Here is a 13984-nt window from a genome sequence, read left to right on the forward strand (position 1 = left end):
CGGAAGTTAAGCTCTCTAGCGCCGATGGTAGTTGGGACCTTGTCCCTGTGAGAGTAGGACGTCGCCAAGCAACTAAAAACACAAGTCTTTTGACTTGTGTTTTTTTCTGTTTTCAAACAGTACGAAAAAAGAAGTAATGGTAATACAAACACGTTGCCCAAGGGTTAATCATATTATATAAGAGATGGATGTATATTTTTCTGTAAATTGTTAAGGAATAGAAGTATAAAATATGTCCATTTAAATAGGGAGGGAAGGTTATGAAAGCACAAAATGAAGTTTGTATTGTTTGTGAGACAGAAAGAAAAGAAGGGATATATGTTTATAATAATTTAATATGTTATGAATGTGAAAAGGATATGGTGAATACGGAGACAAATGATCCGAAGTATATATATTATTTAAAACAGCTTCGGAAATTAGAAGTATCATATTTTTAAATAGGCATATGCCTATTATTTTTTTTGTTCTGTATAATAGAGGAAGAATGAACTAATAAGGAAGAGATATAAATGAATCAAAATCGCATACCTTTATATGAGGCATTAACAGGGTTTAAAGAAAGAGAGCCGTTATCCTTTCATGTTCCAGGTCATAAAAATGGTTTAAACTTCCCTCAGGAAGCTGTAGGGGAGTTTAAAGATATACTATCTATCGATGTAACTGAGTTGTCAGGGTTAGATGATTTACATAGTCCGTTTGAATGTATAGATGAGGCACAACAGTTATTAGCTGATGTATATGGAGTGAACAAAAGTTATTTTTTAATTAATGGTTCAACGGTAGGGAACCTAGCAATGATTTTGTCTTGTTGTGGAGAACATGATATTGTTCTTGTACAAAGAAATTGTCATAAATCAATTATTAATGGTTTAAAATTAGCGGGCGCAAATCCAATTTTTTTAGATCCATGGATTGATGAAGCTTATAATGTACCAGTGGGAATTCATGATGAAATTATTAAGGAAGCAATTGAAAAATATCCAAATGCTAAAGCACTCATTTTAACGCATCCTAATTATTATGGTATGGGGATGGATCTAGAGGCAAGCATCGCTTATGCACATGCACATAAAATCCCTGTTTTAGTAGATGAAGCACATGGAGCCCATTTTTGTTTAGGGGGAGCATTTCCAAAGTCAGCATTAGCATATGGTGCAGATATTGTAGTTCATTCTGCACATAAAACATTACCCGCGATGACAATGGGGTCCTATTTACATATAAATAGTCGCTTAGTGAAAGAAGAAAAAGTTTCTACCTATTTAAGTATGCTACAATCTAGTAGTCCATCGTATCCAATTATGACTTCTCTTGATATTGCACGCTTTACAATAGCACGTATAAAAGAAAAGGGACATGATGAAATTGTCGAGTTTTTACGGGGATTTAAAGACGAATTGTGTTCTATTCCACAAATAGCTATTTTACAATATCCATTACAAGACGAGTTAAAGGTTACTGTACAGACACGTTGTCAGTTATCAGGATACGAATTACAGTCTGTATTTGAAAAGGTCGGTATATATACAGAAATGGCGGATCCATATAATGTCCTATTTATTTTGCCCTTGCAAGTAAATAAGGAGTATATGAAGGCTATAGAGATGATCCGAGAGGCATTGCAATATTATGAGGTGAAAGACAAGAAGGAATCTATTCGTTATACTTATAAAGGAGAATTTTCTCCTTTACCGTATACATATAAACAACTGGAAGGATATGAAACAAAAGTAGTATCTGTAGAAGAAGCAGTTGGGATGATAGCGGCAGAAATGGTAATTCCGTACCCACCTGGAATTCCATTGATTATGTATGGAGAAAGAATTACTTCAGAACATAAAGAGCAAATTATGTATTTAGAGCAATCAGGCGCTCGTTTTCAAGGTAACACGAAATATATGAAAGTGTATGATATAGAAAGTAGGTTTTAGAATGAAGGGATTATTTGTAACAATTGAAGGTCCAGAAGGTTCGGGTAAAACAACGTTAATTAAAAGTTTATTGCCATACTTTGAACAAAAAGAACAAAAGGTAATGGCGACGAGAGAACCAGGTGGCATTGCAATTTCAGAGGATATTAGAACAATTTTACATAAACAAGAATATACGATGATGGAGGCCCGTACAGAGGCGCTTCTGTATGCTGCTGCGCGTAGACAACATTTGGTGGAAAAGGTTATGCCGGCACTTAACGAGGACTACCTTGTATTATGTGATCGTTTTATAGATAGCTCTTTAGCGTATCAAGGATATGCAAGAGGATTAGGTATGGATAAAGTATTTGAAATAAATCGTTTCGCAACAGAGGACTGTATGCCTAGTTTAACGATTTACCTAGACATTGAACCAGAGATTGGTTTAGCTCGCATTGAAAAAGATGCAGGACGTGAAGTGAATCGATTAGATATGGAAGATATCTCTTTCCATAAACGTGTCCGTGAAGGATATTTACAAGTTGTAGAACGTTTCTCAGATCGTATTGTATTGGTAAATGCTGATCAACCAATGGAAAAACTTATAGAAGAAGTTGTTCAGATTATAGAAGATAAATTGTTATAATAGAAGGAAAGAATGAAATAAGTGAGGTATGCATTATGACGAAGACGTGGGAGCAGCTTTCTGCTATACAACCCATCGGTGTAAAAATGTTGATGAATAGCATTGCAAAAGAGCGTATATCCCACGCTTACTTGTTAGAGGGAGGGAAAGGGACTGGAAAGTTTGCAACGGCAATTCAAATGGCAAAGAGTTTCCTCTGTTCTGGGCGGAATGGGGTAGAGCCTTGTCACATATGTACAAATTGTAAGCGAATTGATTCAGGTAACCACCCTAACTTACATATTGTAAAACCAGACGGATTATCTATTAAGAAGCAGCAAATTCATGATTTACAAGAAGAGTTTTCAAAAACAGGATTAGAAGCAAATAAAAAAGTATATATTATTGAGCACGCAGATCGTATGACAGCAAATGCAGCGAATACACTTTTAAAATTTTTAGAAGAACCAAGTAGTGATACAACAGCTATTTTACTTACTGAACAAAGTCATCAAATTTTAAATACGATTTTATCTCGCTGTCAAGTTGTTACATTTAGACCGTTACCTACGGAATCTTTAATTAGAAGATTACAGGATGAAGGTATTACGGCATCTTTATCGACACTTGCTGCGCAACTCACGAATAGTTTTGATGAAGCTTTAGCTTTATGTAGTGATGAATGGTTTGCACAAGCACGAGCTTTAGTGATAAAATTATGTGAAGCGCTCGAAAAGGATAAAGCCTCTATTTTTTTTGTACAAGAAAAATGGGGGAAACACTTTAGAGAGAAAGAACAATTACAGCAAGGTTTAGATATGTTGCTCCTTATTTATAAGGATTTATTATATGTTCAACTTGGAGAAGAAGATCGTCTTGTTTTTCATGAGCAGAAAGAGATGTTTGAATCTTTCTCCTATGCTCAGAAGCGCATTGTATCAGCTCTCTTTAATATATTAGAGGCAAAAAATAGAATCAACGCTAATGTAAATGCGCAGCTTGTGTTCGAACAGTTAGTGTTGCGGTTGCAGGAGGGATGACCGTTTTGTATGATGTAGTAGGTGTTCGCTTTAAGAAGGCCGGAAAGGTGTATTACTTCGATCCGAATCAGTTCGATATCTCTGAAAATGAGTTTGTAATTGTAGAAACAGTAAGAGGTATTGAGTACGGAAAAGTAGTTATTACCAAAAAGCAAGTTGATGAAAACGACGTTGTATTACCGCTAAAAAAGGTTATTCGTATTGCAAATGAAAATGATCGTACCATTGTTGAAGAGAACAAACATGCTGCGAAAGAAGCATATCAAGTTTGTCAGCAAAAGGTAGTAGAGCATAATCTTGATATGAAACTTGTAGATGTAGAGTATACGTTCGATCGCAATAAGATTATTTTCTACTTTACTGCGGATGGTCGGATTGATTTCCGCGAACTAGTGAAGGACTTAGCGGCAATTTTTAGGACAAGAATTGAACTAAGACAAATTGGTGTTCGTGATGAAGCGAAGATGCTTGGTGGTATTGGTCCATGTGGTCGTATGCTTTGTTGTTCTACTTTTTTAGGAGATTTTGAACCTGTATCCATTAAGATGGCAAAGGATCAAAATTTATCATTAAATCCTGCAAAAATCTCTGGTTTATGTGGTCGCTTAATGTGTTGCTTAAAATATGAGAATGATGAATATGAGGCAGCAAAGGAACAACTTCCTGATTTAGATCAACGTATACAAACCCCGCATGGTACTGGCCGTGTTATCGGATTAAATATTTTAGAAAGATTAATTCAAGTGGAACTAGTAGACAAGGAACGGATAGTAGAATATACGTTAGATGAGTTAGTGAATAAAGGGGTCGTTTCGAGTCAAACCACAGATTAATGAGGTGGGTGCTTGTGGAGAAAAAAGATATTTTTGCATCGGTTTCTAGTATGGAAGAGCAAATTGGACATTTATACAAACAGTTGGGAGAATTAAAACAACATCTTGCAGAGTTGTTGGAAGAGAACCAACATATAAAAATGGAAAATGAAAATTTGCGACACCGCTTTGAAGAAGTGCAGATTAAGGAAAAACAAAAAACTCAAAAACGTAAAGAAGTGAAGCCGAAGACAACTGATATTGGCGAAGGCTACGATAATTTAGCAAGGCTATATCAAGAAGGTTTTCATATTTGTAATCTGCATTATGGAAGTGTACGTAAAGAGGGAGATTGTTTATTCTGCCTGTCATTTTTAAATAAAAAGTGAAATTACCTTTCCAATGATAATTGGAAAGGTAATTTTTTATACATGAGAGTAGAATGAAATATGTTTTTTTATTAGTAGAAGAAGAAATAGGGTAGGTTAAGTGTAAGAAAAGGAGTAACATATGAATTTATATGAAGATGAACGTTTAGATTACTTATTAGCGCAAGATATGAAGATTGTACAAAGCCCATCAGTATTCAATTTCTCGTTAGATGCTGTTTTACTTGCAGACTTTGCTTGGGTGCCGATTCAAAAAGGTAATGTACTTGATCTGTGTACAGGTAACGCAGTTGTCCCCCTTTTATTAAGTACAAGAACAAAGGGAAACATTACAGGTGTAGAAATTCAAGAACGTTTATATGATATGGGAATCAGAAGCGTTCAATACAATAAGTTAGAAGAAAGAATTCACTTAATACATGGGGATTTGAAAGATATGCCGGAGAAACTTGGACGTCATCAATATGATGTAGTTACATGTAATCCCCCTTATTTTCAAACACCTGCAACTTCTGAGAAAAATATGAATGAACATTTAGCGATAGCTCGTCATGAAATTATGTGTACATTAGAGGATGTTGTATCTGCAAGTAGTCAATTAGTAAAGCAAGGCGGGAAAGTAGCATTTGTACATCGTCCAGGTCGTTTGCTAGATATTGTTACATTAATGCGTAAATACAAAATTGAACCAAAGCGTGTACGATTTGTTTATCCTAAGGCAGGGAAAGAAGCGAATACATTGTTAATTGAAGGGATTAAGGATGGAAACGCAGATTTGAAAATATTGCCACCCCTTTTTGTATATGAAGAAAATAATGAATATACAAAGGAGATTCGTTCAATTTTATATGGAGAAGAATAAGCATTGTTTTTATGTAGTAGAGTGCTCTGACGGAAGTTATTATGCAGGATATACAAATCATATAGAGAAGCGGATTCAGACCCATAATAGTGGAAAAGGGGCTAGGTATACGCGTGCTAGACTTCCTGTTGTTTTAAAATACATAGAATTTCATGAAGATAAGCGTACAGCTATGCAAGCAGAGTATTATTTTAAGCAGTTAAATAGAAAACAAAAAGAAGAATATATGCAAAAAGGAGAACGCTATGTGGCAACAAAAAAGCTTTCAACAAAATGAAAAGGGAGTTTTATATTTAGTACCAACTCCTATTGGAAATTTAGAAGATATGACATTTCGTGCAATCCGAATTTTAAAAGAAGCTGATTTAATTGCTGCTGAAGATACGAGACAAACGAAAAAACTTTGTAATTATTTCGAAATTGAAACCCCCGTTATGAGTTACCATGAGCATAATAAGGAAGTAAGTGGTAAGAAAATATTAGGGAAGTTAGACGAAGGAAAGACTGTAGCACTTGTTAGTGATGCTGGTATGCCTTGTATTTCCGATCCAGGTTACGATATTGTTGTAGAGGCTGTAGCAGAACAGTATCATGTAATCCCGCTTCCTGGGGCAAATGCAGCCCTTACAGCATTAATTGCATCAGGTCTTGAAACAAAACAATTTTATTTCTATGGATTTTTACAAAGAAATAAAAAAGAAAGAAAAATGGAGTTAGAGAAGCTTCGTTATGTACAAACTACAATGATGTTTTATGAAGCGCCCCATCGTTTAGATGATACTTTAATCTCGATGCAAGAAGTGTTGGGAAATAGAGAAATTGTATTATGTCGAGAGTTAACGAAAAAATTTGAGGAATTTATTCGTGGAACAGTTGAGGAAGCAATTGAGTGGACGAAACAAAATGAAGTTCGTGGCGAGTTTTGTATTTTAGTAGCTGGTTCAACGGAAGAACCTACCCCAGAAGAACAATGGTGGGAATCTATTTCTGTATATGATCATATTGAACATTATATAAACGAAAAAGGTATGAATTCAAAAGAGGCAATAAAAACAGTCGCTAAAGATCGAGATTTGTCGAAACGCGATGTATATCAAATCTATCATGTCGATAAAAAATAAGCTTCTCATAATTGAGAAGCTTATTTTGCTGTTTCGATATAATCTTGAAGTTCGTTTAAGATTCGCTCAGCGCCTTCTTTGCTTAAGATAATTTTACCTTCAGCTAGAGATAGGTTACCATCAGATACTTCACCAGTTACTTGGCAAGTCATGTTTGGCTTATATTTTTTTAAGATGATTTTCTCGTCATCAACGTAGATTTCAAGAGCATCCTTTTCTGCAATACCTAAAGTACGGCGTAATTCGATTGGAATTACTACACGACCTAATTCATCAACTTTACGAACGATACCAGTAGATTTCATAATTCTTTTCCTCCTAAAGAAATAGTTTATAAGTTTCGAGTCTATTTTCTAGATTCGTCATTTTTCGACAAAATACCCTATGGACATATGATACCAATCATTTACATTTCCGTCAATTCTTTAATTCTATATTTTTTAAAAAGATTTATAGATTTCTTACTTCTTATATATAATAGAATGAGAGTAATTTCTACTATTATTTAACTTTATTTTCAGAAAAATTTATAGATTGTAAGTAAGGACTGTATATTTTCTTGAAATATGAGCAATAGATGATAAAGATATTAAGTATTAACTCATTTTTATCCCACTATTTTCCAAGCAGTAAGATTCTAAATTTAAAATTTGGGTGGAGCAAAGAAGTTAAGTTGGAGTCGGATTGCTCGTAAAAGCCTGATTGGTGTGGGCTAATAATCCGCAGGAGTGAACACCCCCACACAGATTAAAGTTTCACTTTATATATAAGTTTTTGATATACTATTTATAAATACATATGAGGTTATCCGGGAGGTCCAAAACAATGACAGAGGAAAATAAGTCCTTTTATATTACTACCCCAATTTATTATCCAAGTGGAAAATTACACATTGGACATGCTTATACAACAGTAGCAGGAGATGCGATGGCACGATATAAGCGTATGCAAGGATACAGTGTTCATTATTTAACAGGAACTGATGAGCATGGACAGAAGATCCAAAAGAAAGCAGAAGAATTAAATGTTACACCACAAGCATATGTGGATAACATTGTTGCAGGAATTAAAGAACTTTGGGAGAAAATGGATATATCTTATGATGATTTTATTCGTACAACTGAAGATCGTCATAAAGATGTTGTTGAAAAAATCTTCAAGCAACTAGTAGATCAAGGTGATATTTATCTTGATGAATATGAAGGTTGGTATTCTGTACAAGATGAGACATTCTATACAGAGCATCAATTAGTAGATCCAATTATGGAAGGTGAAAAAGTAGTTGGAGGAAAAAGCCCAGATAGTGGTCATGATGTAGAACTTGTTCGTGAAGAATCGTATTTCTTTAGAATGGGTAAATATGTCGACAGACTATTAAAATTCTATGAAGATAATCCACATTTCATTCAGCCTGAGTCTCGTAAGAATGAGATGATTAATAACTTCATTAAACCAGGCCTAGAAGATTTAGCTGTTTCTCGTACTTCATTTGACTGGGGAGTTCGTGTTCCAGGTAACCCGAAACACGTTATTTACGTATGGGTTGACGCATTATCTAACTACATTACAGCATTAGGTTATGGAACAGAAAATGAAGAGATGTATAAGAAATTCTGGCCAGCTGATGTACATTTAGTTGGAAAAGAAATCGTTCGTTTCCATACAATTTATTGGCCAATCATTTTAATGGCATTAGATTTACCTCTTCCGAAAAAAATCTTTGCTCATGGTTGGATTTTAATGAAGGATGGAAAGATGAGTAAGTCAAAAGGAAACGTAGTAGATCCAGTTACTTTAATCGATCGTTACGGATTAGATGCATTACGTTATTACTTACTTCGTGAAGTTCCATTCGGATCTGATGGCGTATTCACACCAGAAGGATTTGTGGAGCGCATTAATTTCGATTTAGCAAATGACTTAGGTAACTTATTAAATCGTACAGTAGCTATGATTGATAAGTACTTTAACGGAGAAATCCCTGCATTTAAAGAAAATGTAACGGAATTCGATGAAACGTTAGTAACGTTTGCAAAAGATACATTGAAAAAAGTAGAAGAGGCAATGGAGAATATGGAATTCTCTGTAGCGCTAAGCTCAATTTGGCAATTGGTTAGCCGTGCAAATAAATATATTGATGAAACACAACCGTGGGTATTAGCGAAAGATGAGAATGATCGTGAAAAATTAGCTTCTGTAATGGCTCACTTAGCAGAGGTGCTTCGTCAAACAGGTATTATGCTTATGCCGTTCCTAACAGTAGCACCAAGTAAGATGTTTGCTCAGCTTGGACTTACTGAAGAGGCACATAAATCTTGGGAAAGCCTATCTACAATTGGCTGTATTCCAGCTGGAACAAAAGTAGAAAAAGGAAACCCGATTTTCCCGCGTTTAGAAATGGAAGTAGAAGTAGGGTACATTAAAGAACAAATGAAAAGCTCTGCTCCTAAAGTAGAAGAGAAAAAAGAAGAAGAGCCGAAAGCAGAAGAAATTACAATTGATGATTTCTTTAAAGTAGAATTACGCGTAGCTGAAGTACTATCAGCTGAACCTGTGAAAAAAGCAGATAAGTTGTTAAAAATTCAGCTGGATTTAGGTACAGAAAAGCGTCAAGTTGTTTCAGGAATTGCAAAATTCTATTCGCCGGAAGACCTAAAAGGTAAAAAGGTTATTTGTGTAACAAACTTAAAACCTGTAAAATTACGCGGTGAATTATCACAAGGTATGATTTTAGCGGGTGAAGAGAATGGCGTATTGTCATTAGCATCAATCGACCAAAATCTACCAAATGGTACAAAAATCAAGTAATTAAGACAAGAAAAGAGATGTTTCACGTGTAACATGTGTGAAGCGTCTTTTTTCTTTTTACACTCTCTATTTTTGCATTAAAATTATAGTATTGTTATCGTTAAGTTATTAAAGAGCTTATTTTTTAGAATAAACTTGATTTCAATATAAAAGGAGTTATGTATTATGTTGTTTGATACACATTCACATTTGAATGCAGAGCAATTTGAAGAAGATTTGCAAGAGGTTATTGCACGAATGAAAGAAGCGGGAGTTACCTATACAGTTGTTGTTGGTTTTGATGAAGTAACGATAAAAAAGGCGATTGAATTAGCTGAAACTTATGATTTTATTTACGCTGCGGTTGGATGGCATCCAGTTGATGCAATTGACATGACAGAAGAACATCTAGCTTGGTTAGAAGAACTTGCTTCTCATCCTAAAGTCGTTGCACTTGGAGAGATGGGATTAGATTATCATTGGGATAAGTCTCCAAAAGAAATACAGAAGGAAGTATTCCGTAAACAAATTGCATTAGCTAAAAAAGTGAAATTGCCGATTATTATACATAACCGCGATGCAACTCAAGATATTGTTGATATTCTAGAAGAAGAGAATGCAGCTGAAGTGGGAGGCATTATGCATTGCTTTAGCGGCAGCGTAGAAGTAGCAGAGCGATGTGTTGATATGAACTTTTTAATTTCATTAGGCGGACCAGTTACATTTAAAAATGCTAAGAAGCCGAAAGAAGTTGCTGTGGAGATTCCATTAGAGAAATTGTTAATAGAGACAGATTGTCCATATTTAACACCACATCCATTTCGAGGAAAACGAAATGAACCGAGTTATGTAAAACTCGTAGCAGAAGAAATTGCGAATTTAAAAGGAATTTCTTATGAGGAAGTAGCAGAAATAACAACAAAAAATGCAAAAGCTTTATTTGTTGTTGAATAAAAAGGAGTGGGAGAACCCATTCTTTTTTATTTTTGTGAAAAAATAAGGGCGAATGAGGAAGTGTTACAATAAGGAGAGAGAACAAAGTTTTGGACATTCTATTTTTTAAAATGTAAGAATGGGGAAAATAATAATGGAAAAGTCGTCATTTTTTTGTTTTACTAAGTAGAGACGAAACGAGTGTGGAGGCAAGCATGAAAATTAAAGAGATTATCGTTGTAGAAGGTAAAGATGATACAGTTGCGATTAAGCGTGCTGTTGATGCGGATACAATTGAAACGAACGGTTCAGCAATCGGTGATCATGTTATTGAGCAAGTTAAATTAGCGCTGCAAAAACGGGGCGTTATTATTTTCACAGATCCGGATTATCCTGGAGAGCGTATTCGAAAAATTATTTCTGATAAGGTGCCTGGATGTAAACATGCTTTTTTACCGAAGGAAGAAGCACTTGCCAAAAGGAAAAAGGGTGTCGGGATTGAACATGCTTCTAATGAATCAATTCGCCGTGCTTTAGAGAATATACATGAAGAAATGGAAGCTTACACAAGTGAAATTAGTTGGAGCGATTTAGTCGATGCAGGCTTAGTGGGCGGAGAAATGGCAAAGAGTCGCAGAGAAAGAATGGGTAAGCTATTAAAGATTGGTTATACAAACGCAAAACAGTTACATAAACGTTTACAAATGTTTCAAGTTTCAAAAGAATCTTTTGCAGAAGCTTATAAGCAAGTCATACAGGAGGAAAGAAAATGAAGGATATCGCAACGCCAAATCGTACGAAAGACATTGTTGAAAAGTATGGATTTTCATTCAAAAAAAGTTTAGGACAAAATTTTTTAATTGATACGAATGTATTAAATCGTATTGTCGATCACGCTGAAATTGGTTCAGAAAGTGGTGCAATTGAAATTGGACCAGGTATCGGTGCGTTAACAGAACAATTAGCGAAGCGTGCTAAAAAAGTAGTAGCTTTTGAAATTGATCAGAGGTTATTACCGATTTTAGATGAGACGTTAGCTCCATATAGCAACGTTACAGTTATAAATAAAGACGTACTAAAGGCAGATGTACATGAGGTGTTTAGTGAGCAATTTGAGGAAGGGCAAGATGTAATGGTAGTAGCGAACTTACCGTACTATATTACAACGCCAATTTTATTTAAATTGTTGGAAGAGAAATTACCGGTTCGTGGATTTGTTGTTATGATGCAAAAAGAAGTTGGAGATCGTTTAGCTGCTAAACCTGGAACGAAAGAGTATGGTTCTTTATCCATTGCTATTCAGTATTATACAGAGGTGGAAACAGTTATGACTGTACCACGTACAGTGTTTGTGCCACAACCAAATGTTGATTCTGCGATTATTCGTCTCCTAAAGCGCCCGAAACCAGTTGTAGAAGTAACAGATGAGACATTCTTCTTTGAAGTAGTACGAGCAAGTTTTGCACAGCGTCGTAAAACTTTAATGAATAATTTATCAAATAATTTAAATGGTTTCCCGAAAGATAAAGAGCTGTTGGATCGAATTTTAACAGAAGTGGGAATTGATCCAAAACGAAGAGGCGAAACGCTATCTATCGAGGAGTTTGCAACATTAAGTAATGCATTAGTTCTTCATAAATTGTCATAAGAATAGAAAAGGGACAGTTCAACTTGAACTGTCCCTTTTGTCACCTTTCCTCTCCTACATTCATACTTTAAAAACAGGTAAGATGGCCTAACGAGTTTGGAGGTAGGAGAATGGCTTTACATGTTGGAGAATTAGTGGAACGATATTCTCATAATAGGGATATCCTTTTTCGTATTATAGAAATAAAAGGCGAGATAGCTATATTATTTGGAGAGGAAATTAGACTGGTGGCAGATGCGCCACTTGAAGATTTAATTAGTATAGATCAACGAGAGCATAAAAAAAGAGCGAAGCGTGAGAAAGAAACGATGGAGCGTACGTATCGTTTGTTTCAACAAGATTATGTATTAATGAAACAAAGGCATGAACACACTTCAACGGGTGGATATACAAGTGAGGTGAATTATTTTCAAATGCCAGGACGTGTATTGCATATAGATGGGGACCCGTTATATTTGCGCAAGTGCTTAGACTTATATAATAAAATTGGTGTTCCTGTACAAGGTATTCATTGTAAAGAAACAGAGATGCATGAAAAGGTAGTAGATTTAATAGATCATTTTCGTCCAGACATTTTAGTTATTACGGGGCACGATGCATATACAAAATCAAAAGGGGTAAAGGGAGATTTAGCAGCATATAGGCATTCAAGGCATTTTGTACAGGCTGTTCGAGAAGTGAGAAAAAAATATCCATCATTGGATCAACTCGTTATTTTTGCTGGGGCATGCCAATCACACTTTGAAGCATTAATTCGAGCGGGTGCTAACTTTGCTAGTTCACCATCTAGAATTAATATTCACGCACTAGATCCTGTATATGTGGTTGGTAAAATTAGTTTTACGTCATTTATGGAAAGAGTAAATGTATGGGATGTTGTACGTAATACGATTACCGGCGAAAAGGGACTTGGCGGGATTGAGACGAGGGGGATTTTACGAACTGGATTACCCTTTCAACATTATGAAGAATAAGCAAGGTACATATGTATCTTGCTTTTTTGTATGGGAAGGATTTAAATCAGCTTGGATAAAAAGAGACAAGAACGCGCAGACTACATAATGATACTTTTACAATATAGTATTTCTTCTATCTATTTGAACGCATGATGCTTTTATAATGATATTGTCTGTGAGTTGCGGTTAATAATTGGGATAGATATATCGTGTTTTAAGTGTTCAATCTAAATTACAGCGAGGTGTAACGAAGTATATGTCAAAACGTTTAGATGAAATTAAAAGCGAATTAGATCACCATCTTGGACAGAGACTGATGTTAAAGGCAAATAGTGGGAGAAGAAAAACAGTAGAACAATCAGGTGTACTTGCAGAAACGTACCGTTCTGTTTTTGTTGTACAATTGGATCAGCAAGAAGATGCGTTGCAACGTGTATCATATAGCTATGCGGATGTTTTAACAGAGACAGTAGAGTTAACGTTTTATGGTGAACCTCATAATGAAGTGATTTTATAATTCATGTATCGTTACATATATTCCCACAAATGAAAAGCTATATTATTTTGCATACTAATTATACCGTAGCAAAATAAGGAGGGACTCTGCATTGAGTAGACGAAGAGGTGTCATGTCAAATCAATTTAAAGAAGAGCTTGCAAAAGAGCTAGGCTTTTATGATGTTGTTCAGAAAGAAGGCTGGGGCGGAATTCGTGCGAAAGATGCTGGTAACATGGTGAAACGTGCTATAGAAATTGCAGAACAGCAATTAATGAAACAAAACCAGTAGTTGTAAGATACTTTCTATGCTACGGTAGCCGAGGAGTGATTCCTCGGCTTTTTGTACTCGAAAAGGTGCCATCATTTTACATAAGTAGTTTCATTCTGAATGCTTTT

Annotated in this window: 17 protein-coding genes; 16 read left to right on the top strand and 1 reads right to left on the bottom strand. The window is 35.3% G+C overall.

The features are described from left to right. Window positions 1-260: 260 nt before the first annotated feature. From JDS99_RS22940 to rsmI, 9 genes are all read left to right on the top strand, one after another. Entirely contained in the window at window positions 261-440 is a 180-nt protein-coding gene (locus JDS99_RS22940; RefSeq protein WP_000647291.1) for a sigma factor G inhibitor Gin, read from the top strand. Between the two features lie 72 nt (window positions 441-512). Beyond that, window positions 513-1934, top strand: coding sequence for an aminotransferase class I/II-fold pyridoxal phosphate-dependent enzyme (locus JDS99_RS22945; RefSeq protein WP_097891841.1), 1422 nt, complete (start codon window positions 513-515; stop codon window positions 1932-1934). Window position 1935: 1 nt separating this feature from the next. Beyond that, window positions 1936-2562 (top strand): dTMP kinase, encoded by a 627-nt coding sequence (gene tmk / locus JDS99_RS22950; RefSeq protein ID WP_000677225.1) that lies wholly within the window; start codon window positions 1936-1938, stop codon window positions 2560-2562. 35 nt (window positions 2563-2597) lie between these two features. After that, on the top strand, window positions 2598-3581 hold the full coding sequence (gene holB, locus JDS99_RS22955) for a DNA polymerase III subunit delta' (protein WP_088061451.1): 984 nt from the start codon (window positions 2598-2600) through the stop codon (window positions 3579-3581). A 5-nt stretch (window positions 3582-3586) separates the two neighbouring features. Continuing rightward, complete coding sequence (locus JDS99_RS22960) at window positions 3587-4414, top strand: PSP1 domain-containing protein (RefSeq protein ID WP_000272429.1); 828 nt, start codon at window positions 3587-3589, stop codon at window positions 4412-4414. Between the two features lie 14 nt (window positions 4415-4428). Then, the gene (gene yabA, locus JDS99_RS22965; protein WP_000412057.1) at window positions 4429-4782 is read left to right on the top strand and encodes a DNA replication initiation control protein YabA; all 354 of its coding nucleotides are present in this window, start codon (window positions 4429-4431) and stop codon (window positions 4780-4782) included. Between the two features lie 121 nt (window positions 4783-4903). Beyond that, on the top strand, window positions 4904-5644 hold the full coding sequence (locus JDS99_RS22970) for a tRNA1(Val) (adenine(37)-N6)-methyltransferase (protein WP_060486369.1): 741 nt from the start codon (window positions 4904-4906) through the stop codon (window positions 5642-5644). Next, the gene (locus JDS99_RS22975; protein WP_000414343.1) at window positions 5631-5921 is read left to right on the top strand and encodes a GIY-YIG nuclease family protein; all 291 of its coding nucleotides are present in this window, start codon (window positions 5631-5633) and stop codon (window positions 5919-5921) included. Before JDS99_RS22970 ends, JDS99_RS22975 begins: the two co-directional genes overlap by 14 nt. Continuing rightward, window positions 5890-6765, top strand: a complete 876-nt coding sequence (gene rsmI, locus JDS99_RS22980) for a 16S rRNA (cytidine(1402)-2'-O)-methyltransferase (protein ID WP_000267812.1) — start codon at window positions 5890-5892, stop codon at window positions 6763-6765. Before JDS99_RS22975 ends, rsmI begins: the two co-directional genes overlap by 32 nt. A gap of 20 nt (window positions 6766-6785) precedes the next feature. On the opposite strand, the gene JDS99_RS22985 is transcribed toward rsmI, so the two are convergent. Further along, the gene (locus JDS99_RS22985) at window positions 6786-7070 is read right to left on the bottom strand and encodes an AbrB/MazE/SpoVT family DNA-binding domain-containing protein (protein ID WP_000843039.1); all 285 of its coding nucleotides are present in this window, start codon (window positions 7068-7070) and stop codon (window positions 6786-6788) included. A gap of 520 nt (window positions 7071-7590) precedes the next feature. Between JDS99_RS22985 and metG the strand changes: the two genes are divergently transcribed. The 7 genes from metG (at window position 7591) to sspF (ending at window position 13877) form a co-directional block, all read left to right on the top strand. Then, entirely contained in the window at window positions 7591-9573 is a 1983-nt protein-coding gene (gene metG / locus JDS99_RS22990) for a methionine--tRNA ligase (protein WP_098134979.1), read from the top strand. Window positions 9574-9738: 165 nt separating this feature from the next. Next, entirely contained in the window at window positions 9739-10506 is a 768-nt protein-coding gene (locus JDS99_RS22995) for a TatD family hydrolase (RefSeq protein ID WP_199695789.1), read from the top strand. 194 nt (window positions 10507-10700) lie between these two features. Then, entirely contained in the window at window positions 10701-11258 is a 558-nt protein-coding gene (rnmV, locus tag JDS99_RS23000; RefSeq protein ID WP_000692830.1) for a ribonuclease M5, read from the top strand. Beyond that, the gene (gene rsmA / locus JDS99_RS23005) at window positions 11255-12133 is read left to right on the top strand and encodes a 16S rRNA (adenine(1518)-N(6)/adenine(1519)-N(6))-dimethyltransferase RsmA (protein ID WP_000651555.1); all 879 of its coding nucleotides are present in this window, start codon (window positions 11255-11257) and stop codon (window positions 12131-12133) included. Before rnmV ends, rsmA begins: the two co-directional genes overlap by 4 nt. Window positions 12134-12243: 110 nt before the next feature. Continuing rightward, window positions 12244-13107 (top strand): sporulation peptidase YabG, encoded by an 864-nt coding sequence (gene yabG / locus JDS99_RS23010; RefSeq protein WP_001173738.1) that lies wholly within the window; start codon window positions 12244-12246, stop codon window positions 13105-13107. Window positions 13108-13345: 238 nt separating this feature from the next. After that, window positions 13346-13606 carry a biofilm formation stimulator Veg gene (gene veg, locus JDS99_RS23015; protein WP_000044349.1) on the top strand — a complete coding sequence of 87 codons (261 nt, stop codon included), beginning with the start codon at window positions 13346-13348 and terminating at the stop codon, window positions 13604-13606. A gap of 91 nt (window positions 13607-13697) precedes the next feature. Further along, window positions 13698-13877 carry an acid-soluble spore protein SspF gene (gene sspF / locus JDS99_RS23020; RefSeq protein ID WP_001985066.1) on the top strand — a complete coding sequence of 60 codons (180 nt, stop codon included), beginning with the start codon at window positions 13698-13700 and terminating at the stop codon, window positions 13875-13877. The last annotated feature ends 107 nt before the right edge of the window (window positions 13878-13984 follow it).

Origin of the sequence: Bacillus cereus group sp. N6 (assembly GCF_016483705.1) — a bacterium.
GTDB classification, from domain to species: domain Bacteria; phylum Bacillota; class Bacilli; order Bacillales; family Bacillaceae_G; genus Bacillus_A; species Bacillus_A wiedmannii.